The sequence below is a fragment of the Gracilibacillus sp. JCM 18966 genome, from assembly GCF_055392695.1.
The window spans coordinates 1,034,686-1,052,373 of the sequence record NZ_AP043883.1; the positions used below are offsets into that span (position 1 = coordinate 1,034,686).

General features: G+C 41.5%; 17 protein-coding genes and 3 rRNA genes. 1 reads left to right on the forward strand and 19 read right to left on the reverse strand.

Annotated features, from left to right (window positions below; genetic code table 11):
- Positions 1-47 precede the first annotated feature (47 nt).
- Positions 48-815 (reverse strand): TatD family hydrolase, encoded by a 768-nt coding sequence (locus ACZ5N5_RS04890; protein WP_054861441.1) that lies wholly within the window; start codon positions 813-815, stop codon positions 48-50.
- 108 nt (positions 816-923) lie between these two features.
- Positions 924-2,867 (reverse strand): methionine--tRNA ligase, encoded by a 1,944-nt coding sequence (gene metG / locus ACZ5N5_RS04895; protein ID WP_464367504.1) that lies wholly within the window; start codon positions 2,865-2,867, stop codon positions 924-926.
- A gap of 290 nt (positions 2,868-3,157) precedes the next feature.
- Between metG and ACZ5N5_RS04900 the strand changes: the two genes are divergently transcribed.
- Positions 3,158-3,433 carry an AbrB/MazE/SpoVT family DNA-binding domain-containing protein gene (locus ACZ5N5_RS04900; RefSeq protein ID WP_054789157.1) on the forward strand — a complete coding sequence of 92 codons (276 nt, stop codon included), beginning with the start codon at positions 3,158-3,160 and terminating at the stop codon, positions 3,431-3,433.
- A 74-nt stretch (positions 3,434-3,507) separates the two neighbouring features.
- Here the strand turns inward: ACZ5N5_RS04900 and rsmI are convergent, their stop codons facing one another.
- The 17 genes from rsmI to ACZ5N5_RS04985 form a co-directional block, all read right to left on the reverse strand.
- The gene (gene rsmI, locus ACZ5N5_RS04905) at positions 3,508-4,374 is read right to left on the reverse strand and encodes a 16S rRNA (cytidine(1402)-2'-O)-methyltransferase (RefSeq protein WP_464373354.1); all 867 of its coding nucleotides are present in this window, start codon (positions 4,372-4,374) and stop codon (positions 3,508-3,510) included.
- Positions 4,337-4,651: a GIY-YIG nuclease family protein gene (locus ACZ5N5_RS04910; RefSeq protein ID WP_464373355.1), complete on the reverse strand. Its 315-nt coding sequence runs from the start codon at positions 4,649-4,651 to the stop codon at positions 4,337-4,339. Before ACZ5N5_RS04910 ends, rsmI begins: the two co-directional genes overlap by 38 nt.
- Complete coding sequence (locus ACZ5N5_RS04915) at positions 4,638-5,390, reverse strand: tRNA1(Val) (adenine(37)-N6)-methyltransferase (protein WP_277678500.1); 753 nt, start codon at positions 5,388-5,390, stop codon at positions 4,638-4,640. The genes ACZ5N5_RS04910 and ACZ5N5_RS04915 overlap by 14 nt, the downstream gene beginning before the upstream one ends.
- Positions 5,391-5,478: 88 nt before the next feature.
- A complete protein-coding gene (gene yabA, locus ACZ5N5_RS04920) occupies positions 5,479-5,823 on the reverse strand; it encodes a DNA replication initiation control protein YabA (RefSeq protein WP_054789156.1) in 345 nt (114 codons plus the stop codon).
- A gap of 14 nt (positions 5,824-5,837) precedes the next feature.
- The gene (locus ACZ5N5_RS04925) at positions 5,838-6,665 is read right to left on the reverse strand and encodes a PSP1 domain-containing protein (protein WP_109984888.1); all 828 of its coding nucleotides are present in this window, start codon (positions 6,663-6,665) and stop codon (positions 5,838-5,840) included.
- Positions 6,666-6,671: 6 nt separating this feature from the next.
- Positions 6,672-7,661 (reverse strand): DNA polymerase III subunit delta', encoded by a 990-nt coding sequence (gene holB, locus ACZ5N5_RS04930; protein WP_464373356.1) that lies wholly within the window; start codon positions 7,659-7,661, stop codon positions 6,672-6,674.
- 110 nt (positions 7,662-7,771) lie between these two features.
- Entirely contained in the window at positions 7,772-8,212 is a 441-nt protein-coding gene (locus ACZ5N5_RS04935; protein ID WP_054861692.1) for a YaaR family protein, read from the reverse strand.
- A gap of 18 nt (positions 8,213-8,230) precedes the next feature.
- On the reverse strand, positions 8,231-8,560 hold the full coding sequence (locus ACZ5N5_RS04940; RefSeq protein ID WP_054789155.1) for a cyclic-di-AMP receptor: 330 nt from the start codon (positions 8,558-8,560) through the stop codon (positions 8,231-8,233).
- Positions 8,561-8,587: 27 nt separating this feature from the next.
- Positions 8,588-9,214: a dTMP kinase gene (tmk, locus tag ACZ5N5_RS04945; RefSeq protein ID WP_054861697.1), complete on the reverse strand. Its 627-nt coding sequence runs from the start codon at positions 9,212-9,214 to the stop codon at positions 8,588-8,590.
- 3 nt (positions 9,215-9,217) lie between these two features.
- Positions 9,218-10,681, reverse strand: coding sequence for an aminotransferase class I/II-fold pyridoxal phosphate-dependent enzyme (locus tag ACZ5N5_RS04950; protein ID WP_464373357.1), 1,464 nt, complete (start codon positions 10,679-10,681; stop codon positions 9,218-9,220).
- Between the two features lie 14 nt (positions 10,682-10,695).
- The gene (locus ACZ5N5_RS04955) at positions 10,696-10,890 is read right to left on the reverse strand and encodes a sigma factor G inhibitor Gin (RefSeq protein ID WP_054789151.1); all 195 of its coding nucleotides are present in this window, start codon (positions 10,888-10,890) and stop codon (positions 10,696-10,698) included.
- Between the two features lie 82 nt (positions 10,891-10,972).
- Positions 10,973-11,395 (reverse strand): GNAT family N-acetyltransferase, encoded by a 423-nt coding sequence (locus ACZ5N5_RS04960; protein ID WP_054861696.1) that lies wholly within the window; start codon positions 11,393-11,395, stop codon positions 10,973-10,975.
- A gap of 123 nt (positions 11,396-11,518) precedes the next feature.
- Positions 11,519-11,635, reverse strand: a 5S ribosomal RNA gene (gene rrf / locus ACZ5N5_RS04965).
- A gap of 100 nt (positions 11,636-11,735) precedes the next feature.
- Positions 11,736-14,650: ribosomal RNA gene (locus tag ACZ5N5_RS04970) — 23S ribosomal RNA — on the reverse strand.
- Positions 14,651-15,136: 486 nt separating this feature from the next.
- Positions 15,137-16,698 (reverse strand): 16S ribosomal RNA (locus tag ACZ5N5_RS04975).
- Together the 16S, 23S and 5S rRNA genes form the textbook arrangement of a ribosomal RNA operon.
- A gap of 404 nt (positions 16,699-17,102) precedes the next feature.
- On the reverse strand, positions 17,103-17,366 hold the full coding sequence (locus ACZ5N5_RS04980) for a pro-sigmaK processing inhibitor BofA family protein (RefSeq protein WP_054788591.1): 264 nt from the start codon (positions 17,364-17,366) through the stop codon (positions 17,103-17,105).
- 95 nt (positions 17,367-17,461) lie between these two features.
- The gene (locus tag ACZ5N5_RS04985; RefSeq protein WP_054860854.1) at positions 17,462-17,677 is read right to left on the reverse strand and encodes a YaaL family protein; all 216 of its coding nucleotides are present in this window, start codon (positions 17,675-17,677) and stop codon (positions 17,462-17,464) included.
- Positions 17,678-17,688 lie beyond the last annotated feature (11 nt).

Sequence of the window (17,688 nt, forward strand, 5' to 3'; positions counted from 1 at the left end):
CATTTAAATATTTCAAATTCATTACATTATCGTAACAGGCAGTAATACTATTGGATGCCAAAAAAGCGTTTAGCATTTTCTGTCGTTATCTTACAAATGCTGTCATAATCAACACCGCGAAGTTCGGCAATTTTCTCAGCAACAAGTCGGACATATGCCGGTTCATTTCTTTTCCCTCGATTTGGATGTGGTGCTAAAAAGGGACAATCGGTTTCAATTAATAAGCGATCCTCCGGAACCGCAATCGCCACCTCTTTCGGTAGCTTAGCATTTTTAAACGTAACTGGACCACCTAAAGAAATATAAAAGTTCATAGCAAGACAGGCATCCAGGTAATCAGTAGAATCATTGTAGCAATGCATAATCCCACCAACCTCATTTGCCTTTTCCTCTTGTAGGATCTTAATTATATCCTTTGTCGCCTCCCGATTATGGATAATAATCGGCAATTGAACCTTTTTGGCTAATCGAATTTGTTTTCGAAATACTTCTTTTTGTACATCCTTAGGAGACTTATCCCAATGATAATCAAGACCCATTTCTCCTATTGCGACAACCTTTGGATGGTTTGCTAATTGTTCTATGCGTAAAAGGTCTTCTTCTGTCATATCAATCGCATCAACAGGGTGCCAGCCAACCGCTGCATAGATAAAATCATGCTCCTCGGCAAGCTCGATCGCTTTCGGTATTGTCTCATTATCAAAGCCGACGATGACCATATGCTCTATCCCTGCATCCCTCGCTCTTTTTATGACTTCCTCTCTATCTTCTTCAAATTGTGCGACATTGAGATGAACATGTGTATCAAATAACATGTTTATGCCTCCTTCGTTCCAATATAGTAAAACTAATAATCACAACATATAAAATAGATATACCTCCGTTTCACTTTAAAGGAAATGGAGGTATATTAGAATGATGCATTATTTTACGACAGAACCATTCGGTAAATCTGATTCAACAGTAGCTAAGGATAGCTTACCATCCTTGTCTTCACCTGAGAGGATCATACCCTCTGATAGCTCCCCGCGCAGTTTAACTGGTTTTAAATTAGTTACACAAATAACCTTTTTACCTACCATTTCTTCAGGTGTATAGAATTTGGCAATACCGGAAATGACTTGACGCTTTTCTTCCCCTAAGTCTAATTGAAGGCGGAGCAGTTTATCTGCATTTTCCATTTTTTCTGCTCGAACCACTTCTGCTACCTTTAAATCTAGCTTCATAAAGTCGTCGTAGGTTACTTCATTTGTTTTAGCGGTGTTTTTCTTCTCAGGCTCTGGCTGCTTCATCATATCTTTAATAATTTTCACTTCTTTTTCGACGTCTAAACGTGGAAAAATTGGATCTTTTTTGACGATAGAAGTGCCTTCTGCTATCACACCAAACGCTCGTGCACTATTCCACTCCTGATCTTTTTGCTCTGTCACCCCGATTTGCTCAAATATTCGGGCTGGAGTTTCCGTTAAGAATGGGCGTAGTAAGATTGCAATACGACGCAAACTATCTGTTAAATGGGCCATAACATTCCCGAGGCGAGCTTTTTTATTGTCGTCCTTTGCTAATACCCATGGCTCTGTTTCATCGATATATTTATTTGTTCTACTAACATATTTCCAAATACTGGTTAAGGCAACCGAGAATTCCATTTCATCAAGTGCTTTTTCTACATTTTCGATCGTTTCTTGACCAAGCTTCTCTAGTGATTGATCAAATTCGTCCTCTGATGCATTAAAAGCAGGAATTTTTCCATCAAAATATTTTTGAATCATCGCAACCGTACGATTAAGTAAATTTCCTAAGTCATTCGCTAAATCATAATTGGTTCGATCCACAAATCCTTCTGGTGTGAAAACACCATCAGAACCAAATGGTACTTCACGTAATAAGTAATAACGCAGTGCATCAAGGCCATAACGATCGATTAAATCGATCGGGCTGACAACATTCCCCTTGGATTTAGACATCTTGCCATCCTTCATCAAGATCCAACCATGGGCAAATACTTTTTTCGGTAATGGTAAATCAAGAGCCATTAGCATAATAGGCCAATAAATCGTATGGAAACGAACAATTTCCTTACTCATTAAATGTACATCTGCCGGCCAATATTTTTGGTATAGGGAATCATCATCTGAACCATATCCAAGTGCTGTAATATAATTCGTTAATGCATCAATCCATACATAGATAACATGCTTCGGATCACCAGGTACCTTAATTCCCCAATCAAAGGTCGTTCTCGAAACAGCTAAATCCTCAAGACCTGGCTTAATGAAGTTGTTGATCATTTCATTTTTACGGCTTTCTGGCTGAATGAATTGCGGATTTTCTTCATAAAAAGCTAATAAACGATCTACATATTTCCCCATTTTAAAGAAATATGATTCTTCTTTTACTTGTTCCACTGGTCCACCACAATCTGGGCATCGACCATTCTCTAGCTGACGCTCTGTAAAAAAGGATTCACAGGAAGTACAATAGCTTCCCTCATATTCATCTAAATAAATATCCCCTTGATCTACTAATTTCGCAAAAATCTTTTCGACAACTTTTTTATGTCTTTCTTCTGTTGTTCGAATAAAATCATCGTTAGAAATATCAAGTTTTTGCCACAATTCCTTGATGCCACTTACAATATTATCGACATACTGCTGTGGCGTAACGCCTGCTTCATCCGCTTTTTTTTGAATTTTTTGTCCATGTTCATCCGTTCCCGTTAGATAACGAACATCATAGCCACGCAAACGTTTATATCTTGCCATGGCATCCCCTGCAACTGTACTATAGGCATGACCAATATGTAAATTACCACTTGGGTAATAAATTGGTGTAGTTATATAAAAAGTTTTGCTATTTTCTGACATCGGGCAATCCTCCTTTTATTTTTTCCATCTCAAAATCAGTCTGCTTATATTGTAGCGATTTTTCGTTTACTTTTCCATTATTATTGCATATTCAGCCAATTTCATAAGAAAAAGGTTGAAAAAATACATTTTTTAAAGAAAAATGTCGAATCTCAGTAATACTTCCATTTCCTTAAAATTTCTTGAAAAAATCTCAAAATTCGTTTGACATTAATGGCAACTAATGGTATTATAACGCTATAGATGTCGAATCTTGCCGAATTTTTATTTATTGAAGGGGAGAATAAATAATGAAATCAACTGGTATTGTACGTAAGGTAGACGAATTAGGTCGTGTCGTTATCCCGATTGAACTTCGTCGTACACTAGGAATTAACGAAAAGGACGCGCTTGAAATTTACGTGGATGATGAAAGAATTATCCTACAGAAGTACAAGCCAAACATGACATGCGCTATTACAGGTGACATCTCTGATGACAACCTATCACTTGCGGATGGCAAGTTAATTCTCAGCCAAGAAGGCGCAAAACAGTTAATTGAAGAAATCCAAAGCAAAATGAAGTAATGAAATATTAACCCGAACTGATACAGTTCGGGTTATTTTGTACTTCTGGATTTTTTATAAATGCTTATCTTGTTCTAATCTGTATGATAAGCCTGGTATACTTCACGCTTTGGAATCTTTCTCTCCTTTGCGACAACCTTAATCGCTTCTTTGCTTGAAATATCTTCAATAGCAGCTATTCTTTCTACATGTTCTTTGAGTGTGAGTGGATCCCACCAGTTCTCTTCCTCTGTCCAGATTTTACCTTCTAGGACAATACAGCATTCGCCTTTAAAGGTACGATCCTCCGCCCATTTGGCAACATCACTTAATGCACCACGAGTGAATTCTTCAAACTTTTTGGTTAATTCTCTTGCGATGCTAATTTGTCGATCTCCTAAGCTTTCTAATAAATCACTTAACGTATCTGATAGTCGATATGGCGATTCATATAAAATAATCGTCGAATCCTGCTTCTTTAACCGCTCTAAAGCATCATCTCGGTCCTTTTTTTTCCGTGGTAAAAAACCATAAAAATAAAATTGCTCTGTCGGCAGGCCTGAACCAACTAATGCACATAATGCTGCACTTGCCCCAGGTAATACAATCACCGGAACATCTTCTTCGATTACCGATTTCACGATATCATAGCCCGGATCAGATATTCCAGGCATTCCAGCATCGCTCACTAAGGCTAATTTCTCTCCATCTGCTAATTTAGCTAAGATCGCTTCTCGTCTTTCCAGCTTATTGTGCTCATGATAGCTTAAGAACGGCTTTTTTATTTCAAAATGATGCAGTAATTTCCCTGTATTCCGCGTATCCTCTGCCAAAATTAAATCTGCTTCTTTCAAAATTCTCAGTGCTCTTAGCGTGATATCCTCTAGATTGCCAATCGGGGTTGGCACAATATACAAGACACCGTTATCGTATGGCTTTGAAAAGCTTTTTTGAATCTTCATCCTCTTCACCTATCTTTTGATTTGCTTCATGAATCAAAGCTAATTTTCTTTGCTTAGGTAACTTCTTTATCTGTGCCTCAAGCTGCATGGCTTCTGATTTTGTTTGACATTTTTGCTTGTAAACGAGGGTAAAAGGCGCTCTTCCTCTTGTATATTTGGCTCCCTTACCTTCCATATGCTTTTTCAGGCGCTTAGCAACATTTGTTGTATAGCCTGTATATAGAGTTTGATCCTTACACCTCAATATGTATACATAATGCTGACTATTGCTTGCCATATAAGATCCCCTCTAACTCTTCTGAATATTGATCATTGTCGTAAAACGCAAACAAAGGTGGTAGCATTTTAAGATCTGGCTTGCCATCTCGAATGCCTTCGATGAGGACGATATTCGCCTCTTTATCCTTTTTCGGATAGACCAATCGCATTCGCTTTGGTTCTATCTTGTATTGTCTGAAAAGGGTTAGTATATCCATTAATCGTGCAGGACGATGCACCATCGCTACCTTACCTCCTGATTTCGCAAGACGACTACAGGCTTTTACTACATCCTCTAGCGTACAATAGATCTCGTGACGTGCTATCGTTAAATAATGATTTTCGTTCTGGTGTGCTTTATTTTTCGTTTGAAAATATGGTGGGTTGACGGTAACGACATCAAACTTGTTGTTACCGAAGCGGGTAGGCATGTCCTTAAGATCACCGTGGATCATACTAATTTGATCCTCCAGCTTATTTAATCGGACATTTCGTTCTGCCATGTCATAGAGTCTAGCTTGGATCTCTACACCCGTAATGGGAACGTTCGTTTTTCGCGATAACAATAGAGGAATAACAGCATTCCCACTACATAAATCGAGAATCTTCCCTTTTTTTAAAGGTATTTTTGCAAAATCTGCTAATAATACTGCATCTAATGAAAAGGCAAAAGCACTTTGGCTTTGAATGATCTTCATTGTTTCATCTGCCAATAAATTGTCGAGTCTTTCATCTTCTTTTAACTGCAACTTGTTCATCACCTTGTCTTTACATAATAAGTTATAAAAGTCCTCACTGTATAAAAAGACTGACATGTAAAACGCCAGTCTTTGTGAATAGAGTCAATTATTTCGTTTTATTTAAAAACAATAAACAGAACAAGCAATCCCCATCCTGTCTTGGGCTACCGAAATGGACATTACAGATATGAAAACCTTCCTCATATAATCGTGCTAGGTTATCATATCCTTCTCCAATGGCTAAGTCACCTTCTTCGTTCCCTTCACTCTCTTCTTTCTTCTCTTGTTTCTCCTCCATCCGATTACGTAGATGGTGATTTTCCATCTCTAATCGATGATTTTCTTCGAGGATATCTCGTAACTGCTGTTTTAAATCACCCAGCTGTTGATACAATTGTCCGATCTGTTCCTCCATATCTGAAACCTGTTCAAATAATTCTTTTTTTTTCAAGTGTTTTCACCCCATCATTCTGCAGCCTGGGTCTTTATAACGCCTTCTTCCATTAATTCATCTAGTGTGTACTCAACGACTCTTTCCTTTTCAGGGATTTCTATTTGGATCAATCTTTCTAGAATATTCAAACCAACGACTTTACCATTGCCATAAGAAGTTTTAATACTTTCCCCTAAATCTGGTAGCTCACGCTTTGCTGTTTCATAATCATCATTTTCATATTTTAAACAACACATCAAGCGACCACATAGACCAGATATTTTCGAAGGATTTAAGGAGAGGTTCTGATCCTTTGCCATTTTTATCGATACTGGCTCAAAGTCTCCTAAAAAGGTTGAGCAACAAAGCATACGACCACATGGGCCAATTCCTCCAAGTAATTTAGCTTCATCTCTTACCCCTATTTGGCGTAATTCAATCCTTGTTTTAAAGACAGAAGCTAAATCCTTTACTAGATTACGAAAATCTACCCTACCATCTGCAGTAAAGTAAAAAATAACTTTATTCCGATCAAAAGTATATTCCACATCGACCAAGTTCATTTCTAAATCATGTTCTTTAATTTTTACCTGGCATGTCTCATATGCTTCTTGAGCGACTTCCTTATTTTCTAGAACGAGTACTTTATCTTTCTCATTCGCCATACGAATCACTTTTTTCAGTGGTAGTACGACATCTTCCTCGTCTACCTCTTTATTCGCTACGACTACCTTACCAAACTCTATGCCACGAACGGTTTCTACTATCACATAGTCCTCGTTCGTAAACTTAACCTCATCAGGGTCAAAATAATATATTTTACCCGCTTTCTTAAAGCGGACACCAATAACTTCTATCACTAAAGTTCACCTCTGTATTTGAAGTGTTAATTGCTCCATGACTAATTGTGGATGGACGTTTTGTTCAAGCTTTCTCTTCGCTTCCATAATAGCTTGGAGGTTCTCTGTTACATTTTTTATTGACCAGAACATGCTAGAAGCCTCGATTTTCTCCATTTGATGAACGAATACGATCTTTGAATGCTCCTCAAGATGATATTGAAGCAAATCTCTAAAAAATACTAGCAATAAATCTAGCCCTTCTTGTAACTGATTCCTCTCTTTAAAATGCGGCATCCATTGAGTGTGCAAAAATACTGGCACTTCGTCTTTGTTGTGCTGAAGCATTTCAATTAATTGTACCACTAACTTTCGCGCCTGTGCAAACCAAGTATCCTTACTTTTTTCGATAGCATCCTCCACATTTTGTGTAAAGATCGTCATTAGCTTAGCAGAGGCCGCCGATAACCCTTCTTTTAGTAATTGTTCTTCTAATTGCTTGGGGTTAAGAGGGTGTAGAGACATGATTTGGCACCGAGACCGAATAGTGGAGAGGACTGCTTGACTATTTTCTGTTAACAGGATAGCGGTTGTCTTTTGACTAGGCTCCTCTAAAAACTTCAATAATCGGTTAGCAGCATTGTCTGTCATTTTATCGGCATCAACAATTATATATACTTTTGTATTTGATTCTAATCCAGTATAAGTGAATTCCTTTTGTAGATGTAGAATTTGGTCTTTTTTAATACTCGCACCATCTGGTTTAACAATATGCAAGTCAGGATGATTGCCACTTTCAATACGTCGACAATCTCTACACGTTTGGCAAGGCTCTTCTCCGTTCTTATGCTGACAAAAAATACTTTTAGCAAACATATGAGCGAGTGCATATTTCCCTGCTCCTTTATCCCCTTGAAATAAATAGGCATGAGAGATTCGACCCTTTGCAATACTATTCATCATCATTTTACTAATAATTGGCTGTCGTTTTTTTATATCTAACCATGAACTTACCATATATTGGCCTACCTTCTATTTTTAACCTTTTATATTAAATCCATTGTGTAAAGAAAAAAGGATTGATTAGTATTTGAAGCTAATCTATCCTCCCCCTCTTGGTTATCATATTACGTATATAAGTTAATGAGTAATCCTTTGATCTCACCAATTACATCTAAGATTTCAATTGAGTTTTTTTCTTGATCCAATACCGCTTCCGATAATTCGACTAGTTTCTCATCGATCTCTTTGACGATCGTTAATCTTCTGTTATCGCCATCCATTAAGAAGCTGTGCGATTTCTTTAATCCAAGACCAAAGTTAACCGCCTCTTTGACAAAGCGTTTTACCATCCTTTTATAGGCAGCTAAATCCTTAAATGAACGAAATCGAGCAATCCTTTCTCCTTGCGCTGTCAATTCGGACATTAATTTTTGCAATTCTGCTTGCTTTAATTGGGTAGATTCAGCCTTCACTAAAGAATCAAATCGCTGGTTATTCACCCTTTTTTGTTGCTCATTTTTGTTCATTGATTCCAGCTGTGTTCTCATTTCTTGGCTAATTTTCATCCTAATCCTACCTTTAGTTTAAAATTGATGAAACTCATCAACAGGTACAACAAAAACTGTTGCTCCTCCCACCTCTACGTTAATAGGGCGTGGAATATAAGAGTCGGCACTACCTCCCATTGGAGATACAGGAGAAACCATTTGCTCTCTTTGGCTACAATTATCCTTGATAATAGCTAAACCTTCTTCAACATACTTATCCTCACAGCCCACCATTAAAGTTGTGTTACCTTCCTTTAAGAATCCGCCTGTGGAAGAAAGCTTCGTTGTCTTAAAATGCTTTTCATTCAACGCATCTATTAATCGGTTACTATCCTTATCTTGAACTACAGCCAAAATTAATTTCATCCTTACCGCCTCCTTTATGATATTTTATTAAGGGAGAAAGCCTTCTAACACTTTATATGCTGCATTTTCTACATTTATTATATCAGAATTTGCATCGATCTTCTTGATCCGTTGTGGAAATTTTTCAATTAATTGTTGATAGGCATCATAGACCTGTTGGTGAAAGGATAAGGCCTCTACATCTAATCGATTTTTTTCTCTATCTTTATTATGATCAATTCTCGCTAAACCATCCCTAGGAGAAATATCAAAAAACAAGGTCAGATCTGGCATCCTACCATCAATCGCAAATTGATTGATTTGATACACTTCTTCCATACCAAGACCTCGCCCTACACCTTGATAGGCTAAACTACTATCAATAAAACGATCGCATAAGACAATTTGATTTTTTTCTAATGCAGGAATAACCACTTCTACTAAATGCTGTCTTCTCGCTGCAGCATATAACAATGCTTCTGTTCTTGCATCCATCATCGTATGGGACCGATCTAGAATAATCCCTCGGATTTTTTCGGCAATGGGAATGCCACCTGGCTCTCTTGTGGTGACCACTTGATAATTCTCTTTTTCTAAGCGTTGGGCCAGTCTATTTAGCACGGTCGTTTTACCAGCACCTTCGCCTCCTTCAAAAGTTATAAATAATCCTGACAACATTCATTCTCCTTCAGATTGGTCTTTCTTTTCCTTCTCGAAAACATACAATCCATCTAATACGTTAGATGGTTGGAATAAGATATGGTTTGCCTGGAGTGTATGGATTTGCTGCACATGTTCGTCTGTAATATATTCCCCTTTCACCAATAATGGAATTCCAGGGGGATACGGGACAATAGCTTCAGCAGCTATGTAACCAATTGTATTCTCAAGCTTTACCCACTTACTATCTCTTTCTTTCATCTCTTGATAGGAAAGTGCCAATTCGTTCGTTCTATATGGAATAAAACGATTGTTTGTTTCTATTCTATCATGATTTGTTAACAATTTTAATCGATCTTTTATTTTTTTGATCGTATTCTTTAGCGATCTTACCGGTATAGTTGGTTCTAGCCCAAAGATAAATAAGATATCTTGTTCTGTTACGAGCTCTGGGATGAGCCCTTCCGATTGACATATTTCTGCCACCATCGCTGGTGTTAGGGATGGATTTATTTTCCACACACATTTTAATGGATCATCCATTTCCTCTTGTTCTTCTAGTCGCCAGAAATCATTTGTTGCAAAAATTTCACGGGCTTCGTCCATATAACGCATTAATTGGTAAAATTGCTCCCTTTTATAATTTGCTAAGTAATGTCTCGCTAAATCTAAGCTAATCATAATTAAATAAGATGGACTGCTAGATTGCAACATTTGTAAATAATATTGAAGTCGGTGAACATCTACTCGCTCTGTTTTATTTACATGTAAAAAAGCCCCCATCGTTAAAGCGGGGGTCATTTTATGGGCAGATTGGACAACTATATCAGCACCTAACGATACTGCTGATGGGGAAGATAGATATGGGATAGAAAAATGGCAGCCATGTGCTTCATCAATTAAAACGACCATATTTCTTTGATGTGCTTTTTCTATCATTTGTTTTAGTTCAAAGGTTTTTCCAAAATAATCTGGATAAGTTAATATGAGTGCTTTTGCCTCTGGATAAAGCTCGCTAGCGTTTTCTAATGTTTTAATAGATGGATGATCATAACGTTCTGTATCATGATCAAATTCAGGAGCAAGAAATACTGGTCGGACACCAGCAAGCTCTAATCCATGTAAAATAGATTTATGACAATTTCGCTGTACAAGTACCATATCGCCCGATTGACAAGTAGCCATTATCATCGCTAGATTTCCAACTGTACTACCATTTACAAGGAAAAATGTTTCCATAGCACCAAACCAATTCGCTGCTAATTGTTGTGCATCCTTTATCATTCCTTCAGGTGCATGGAGATCATCCAAGCCTGGTAATTCTGTTAGGTCAAATCTTAAAACTTCTTTAAAATGTTCGTATCCGATTTCATTAAAAATTCTTCCATTTTTATGACCTGGTACGTGTAAAGAATATGGTTGTTTTTTTGCAAGCTCAAGTACTTGATCATATATTGGAGTTTTTCTTTGGTTGATTTCCATTGCTTTTATCCTCACTATTGAATCATTGAAGTAGTTTGATTGATTGCCTTCAACTTTTTGACAAAATAGTCGTAATGACTATCCGAAGGGTTTGTAGCGACAATCTCTTTCTCACATTCGTGACAAATAAACATATGATATAAATAGATTCCATCTTTCTTTGATTGATCACATACTCCGCAGTGTGTGCTGAATGTTTTTTCCTTCATTTTTTACACCTCCACTACTATTGTGACCAATCTATGAAAATATATTCCTACTTTATAGAAAAAATTTTTTCACGTGAAACAATTATAAAGGTGCTTTAAATACATAACTTACCTTATCATAATTCATCTTTTCTTCATAGAATCGATGGGCGTCCTCTCGTTGCAATCCTGAGGAAAGTGCGATACTTTCATAATCATTATCTTTTGCCCATTGATGAAGATAAGAAAGTAATTGCTTTCCATAACCTAGTGATCGATGATTATAATCTGTAACTAGATCACAAACCCAAATAAATTTACCATAATAGAGAGTGATCATCGGTTGAAACCCAATCACAGCTATTATTTCGTTCTCTACTATTAATGCAACCATTTTATAATTTTCTTTTTCTTGCGCCTCTTTTACTAATGCTAGATACTCTTGCTCTTTCAAATGTGATCTTAATTGCTTGATCACCTTATAGGCAGTTTTTATTTCATCTTCTGTATGTAACTCGTTTATCATAACTCCTTGCACGATTCAACTTCCCCCTTTTTAAGGATACTATAACATGGACAAAATTCAATGCCTCCTCCATATACAAAAAACCTCTTAGTTTTAATGTTAAAACTAAGAGGCTTTTCCGTTGCCTGGCAGCGTCCTACTCTTGCAGGGGCGTGAGCCCCAACTACCATGGGCGCTGGAGAGCTTAACTACTGTGTTCGGTATGGGAACAGGTGTGACCTCTCCGCTATCGCCACCAGACTTGGTGGATATAAGCTAATCCTTATTAAGATGGGAGAAACTATACCATCAAAACTAGATAAGAAGTAGACAAACCATTGGTTTTTCATCCAAAGAACGTATAGATAAGTCCTCGATCGATTAGTATTCGTCAGCTCCACATGTCACCATGCTTCCACCTCGAACCTATCTACCTCATCGTCTCTGAGGGATCTTACTCACTTAAAGTGTGGGGAAGTCTCATCTTGAGGGGGGCTTCATGCTTAGATGCTTTCAGCACTTATCCCTTCCACACGTAGCTACCCAGCGATGCTCCTGGCGGAACAACTGGTGCACCAGCGGTGTGTCCATCCCGGTCCTCTCGTACTAAGGACAGCTCCTCTCAAACTTCCAGGCGCCCACGACGGATAGGGACCGAACTGTCTCACGACGTTCTGAACCCAGCTCGCGTACCGCTTTAATGGGCGAACAGCCCAACCCTTGGGACCGACTACAGCCCCAGGATGCGATGAGCCGACATCGAGGTGCCAAACCTCCCCGTCGATGTGGACTCTTGGGGGAGATAAGCCTGTTATCCCCGGGGTAGCTTTTATCCGTTGAGCGACGGCCCTTCCATTCGGTACCGCCGGATCACTAAGCCCGACTTTCGTCCCTGCTCGACTTGTAGGTCTCGCAGTCAAGCTCCCTTCTGCCTTTACACTCTTCGAATGATTTCCAACCATTCTGAGGGAACCTTTGGGCGCCTCCGTTACTCTTTAGGAGGCGACCGCCCCAGTCAAACTGCCCACCTGACACTGTCTCCGAACCGGATCACGGTTCTGGGTTAGAAGGTTCATACAGCCAGGGTGGTATCCCACCGGCGCCTCCACGTAAGCTAGCGCTCACGTTTCCAAGGCTCCCACCTATCCTGTACAAGCTGTACAAACATTCCATATCAGGCTACAGTAAAGCTCCACGGGGTCTTTCCGTCCTGTCGCGGGTAATGCGCATCTTCACGCATAGTATAATTTCACCGGGTCTCTCGTTGAGACAGTGCCCAAGTCGTTGCACCTTTCGTGCGGGTCGGAACTTACCCGACAAGGAATTTCGCTACCTTAGGACCGTTATAGTTACGGCCGCCGTTTACTGGGGCTTCAGTTCAACGCTTCGCTTACGCTAACGCATCCCCTTAACCTTCCAGCACCGGGCAGGTGTCAGCCCCTATACTTCGCCTTTCGGCTTCGCAGAGACCTGTGTTTTTGCTAAACAGTCGCTTGGGCCTTTTCACTGCGGCTTACTCGTAAGTAAGCACCCCTTCTCCCGAAGTTACGGGGTCATTTTGCCGAGTTCCTTAACGAGAGTTCTCCCGATCACCTTAGGATTCTCTCCTCGCCTACCTGTGTCGGTTTGCGGTACGGGCACCCTTTTCCTTGCTAGAGGCTTTTCTTGGCAGTGTGAAATCCGGAACTTCGGTACTCATTTTCCCTCCCGATCACAGCTTGTGATTGCCAGACGGATTTGCCTATCTGACTCACTCACTGCTTCGACGCACACGTCCAGTCGTGCGCTTTCCTTATCCTACTGCGTCCCCCCATCACTCAAACGGAATTGGGTGGTACAGGAATATCCACCTGTTGTCCATCGCCTACGCCTTTCGGCCTCGGCTTAGGCCCCGACTAACCCTGAGCGGACGAGCCTTCCTCAGGAAACCTTAGGCATTCGGTGTAGAAGATTCTCACTTCTATTTCGCTACTCATACCGGCATTCTCACTTCTAAGCGCTCCACCAGTCCTCACGGTCTGACTTCCCTGCACTTAGAACGCTCTCCTACCATTGTTCGTAGAACAATCCGTAGCTTCGGTGATACGTTTAGCCCCGGTACATTTTCGGCGCAGCGTCACTCGACCAGTGAGCTATTACGCACTCTTTAAATGATGGCTGCTTCTAAGCCAACATCCTGGTTGTCTAAGCAACGCCACATCCTTTTCCACTTAACGTATACTTGGGGACCTTAGCTGACGGTCTGGGCTGTTTCCCTTTCGACTATGAACCTTATCACCCATAGTCTGACTCCCAAGGTAATATGATTGGCATTCGGAGTTTGACTGAATTCGGTAACCCGGTGAGGGCCCCTAGTCCAATCAGTGCTCTACCTCCAACATACATCCCTTGAGGCTAGCCCTAAAGCTATTTCGGAGAGAACCAGCTATCTCCGTGTTCGATTGGCATTTCACCCCTACCCACACCTCATCCCCGCACTTTTCAACGTACGTGGGTTCGGGCCTCCAGTCAGTGTTACCTGACCTTCACCCTGGACATGGGTAGATCACACGGTTTCGGGTCTACGACCCCCTACTATCTCGCCCTATTCAGACTCGCTTTCGCTGCGGCTCCGTGTCTTCCACTTAACCTTGCAGGAGATCGTAACTCGCCGGTCCATTCTACAAAAGGTACGCCGTCACCCATAAAAGGGCTTCGACTACTTGTAGGCACACAGTTTCAGGTTCTCTTTCACTCCCCTCCCGGGGTGCTTTTCACCTTTCCCTCACGGTACTGGTTCACTATCGGTCACTAGGGAGTATTTAGCCTTGGGAGATGGTCCTCCCGGATTCCGACGGAATTTCACGTGTTCCGCCGTACTCAGGATCCACTCTGGAGGAAACACGCTTTCGACTACAGGGCTGTTACCCGCTGTGGCTGACCTTTCCAGATCGATTCGTCTAACGTATTTCTTGGTAACTCCGTATAGAGTGTCCTACAACCCCAAAAAGCAAGCTTTTTGGTTTGGGCTAATTCCGTTTCGCTCGCCGCTACTCGGGAAATCGCGTTTGCTTTCTCTTCCTCCGGGTAATGAGATGTTTCAGTTCCCCGGGTCTGCCTCCTCTATCCTATGGATTCAGATAGAGGTTCTACTCCATGACGAGTAGAGGGTTTCCCCATTCGGAAATTCTCGGATCAATGCTTACGTACAGCTCCCCGAGACATATCGGTGTTTGTCCCGTCCTTCTTCGGCTCCTAGTGCCAAGGCATCCACCGTGCGCCCTTTTTCACTTAACTATACTCATGCTTCAGATGAAAAAGTCGTTGGTTTTTATTTGATGTCTTGTCATCAGTTTCGTGTTGGCTTCTTTTGGTGCCTTCACGTCCTGATTTCTTCTTATCTAGTTTTCAAGGTACAGCTTCCACACGAGGTGGTAACTTCTGTATTCGTCACAAGACGTGACGGGTTTTGACAGAAGATCCTCTGAGCATCAATCGCTCAAAACTGAACCAAACAACCAAGTACAATCTATGATGATCTACGCTAATAGATCATTTCCTATTGTGTCTAGCTCCAGCACCCAGCGACTAGCACAACTTCCCTCACCTCCGTACGATAAGTCAACATCAAGTCGCTAAGCTCCTTGTGTTTCCTTTATCTCCTTCGGTAAGATTGATCGATTAAAACCACCACTTTGCGTGGTAACATCGATCCACCCATGTTGCATGGGCGCAGTTTGTACGTCGCTAACCGGGTGCTTCCGCCTTTCACTTTATCCTTAGAAAGGAGGTGATCCAGCCGCACCTTCCGATACGGCTACCTTGTTACGACTTCACCCCAATCATTGGCCCCACCTTCGGCGGCTGGCTCCAAAGGTTACCCCACCGACTTCGGGTGTTGCCAACTCTCGTGGTGTGACGGGCGGTGTGTACAAGGCCCGGGAACGTATTCACCGCGGCATGCTGATCCGCGATTACTAGCGATTCCGGCTTCATGTAGGCGAGTTGCAGCCTACAATCCGAACTGAGAATGGTTTTATGGGATTGGCTTCACCTCACGGCTTCGCTGCCCTTTGTACCATCCATTGTAGCACGTGTGTAGCCCAGGTCATAAGGGGCATGATGATTTGACGTCATCCCCACCTTCCTCCGGTTTGTCACCGGCAGTCACCTTAGAGTGCCCAACTCAATGCTGGCAACTAAGATCAAGGGTTGCGCTCGTTGCGGGACTTAACCCAACATCTCACGACACGAGCTGACGACAACCATGCACCACCTGTCATTCGGTCCCCGAAGGGAACTCCCTATCTCTAGGGACATCCGAAGATGTCAAGACCTGGTAAGGTTCTTCGCGTTGCTTCGAATTAAACCACATGCTCCACCGCTTGTGCGGGCCCCCGTCAATTCTTTTGAGTTTCAGCCTTGCGGCCGTACTCCCCAGGCGGAGTGCTTAATGCGTTAACTGCAGCACTAAGGGGCGGAAACCCCCTAACACCTAGCACTCATCGTTTACGGCGTGGACTACCAGGGTATCTAATCCTGTTCGCTCCCCACGCTTTCGCACCTCAGCGTCAGTTACAGACCAGAGAGCCGCCTTCGCCACTGGTGTTCCTCCACATCTCTACGCATTTCACCGCTACACGTGGAATTCCGCTCTCCTCTTCTGTACTCAAGTTCCCCAGTTTCCAATGACCGCTTGCGGTTGAGCCGCAAGATTTCACATCAGACTTAAGAAACCGCCTACGCGCGCTTTACGCCCAATAATTCCGGACAACGCTTGCCCCCTACGTATTACCGCGGCTGCTGGCACGTAGTTAGCCGGGGCTTCCTCGATAGGTACCGTCAAGGTACCGCCCTATTCGAACGGTACTTGTTCTTCCCTAACAACAGAACTTTACGATCCGAAAACCTTCTTCGTTCACGCGGCGTTGCTCCGTCAGACTTTCGTCCATTGCGGAAGATTCCCTACTGCTGCCTCCCGTAGGAGTCTGGGCCGTGTCTCAGTCCCAGTGTGGCCGATCACCCTCTCAGGTCGGCTATGCATCGTTGCCTTGGTGAGCCGTTACCTCACCAACTAGCTAATGCACCGCGGGCCCATCTGTAAGTGGTAGCTTGCGCCACCTTTCCACTTCGGTTCCTATGAACCAAAGTACTATCCGGTATTAGCCCCGGTTTCCCGGAGTTATCCCAGTCTTACAGGCAGGTTGCCCACGTGTTACTCACCCGTCCGCCGCTCGTTCCACTCACGTCCTCCCGAAGGATTCCGTCAGCTTCCCGCGCTCGACTTGCATGTATTAGGCACGCCGCCAGCGTTCGTCCTGAGCCAAGATCAAACTCTCCATAAAATAGATGCACCGAAGTGCTTGTGTTGATCAAGCTCGCTTAAAGCTAGCATGTTCTTACTTTTTTGTACTGGTTGTTTTGTTCAGTTTTCAATGATCAATTTCAATATCGCTTTTTTAGGCGACCAAATTAGTATATCATCCTCCAAAACTAAAGTCAATAGTTTTTTTAAAAAATATTTTAGAGGCTGCCTCTCAAAAGCTGCTTGATTATAGTAACACATAGATAACTTAAAAAGCAATAGTTTTTGCTATCCAATTTTTACCTAAGTTTGATTGAGCTTCATTAAGTGTTTTTTAAGATTCACTTACTTCATCATTTTCCCCTAAGAGCATAAATAGAAAAAATGGCTCCATCACCTGAAGGAATGATAGGAACCATTTCTTGCTTAACACTTTATTTAATACTAAGGAAGAATAAAAATGTGGATTGCTGTTAATGAAGCGATACCTGGCACACCCAATAAACCTGCTACAACTGCTGTAAAGATATTAATAGGTATATGAAGACCAAGGGAAGCACCGAATAGATTAAAGAAGAACAAGAACAACACACCGATGGTCACTTTTACGACACCTTGTCCTAAAACGCGCGAAAATTTCAGTGGAATCCCTTTGGTCAACAACAAAACAATTAAAATTAGCAGACCTGCAATAACCCAAATATTCATACAACCTGTCCCCTTTTGTCCATATGATTATGTTTCTATCTATATGAAACAAAAGCGTAAAATAGAATAGAGAATGTAATTATTTCTCTTCTAGTCTAATCACCTGCAGAAACCTTTCGATATTTAGCTTCTTTAAGCAGATAGAAGTATTTTGCCTTTGCTAACGCCAAATCAAATCTTCCCTGCTCTGTCGGCTCTATACTTCGTTCCATAATACTCTCGAGGTTTTTCCAATCCTTTTTCAATTGATAAATATTGGTTAATAATTGTTGGTTCATCGCTGCTTTTTTTATTTTTTTATGTGCCGCCATCTTCTTCACCT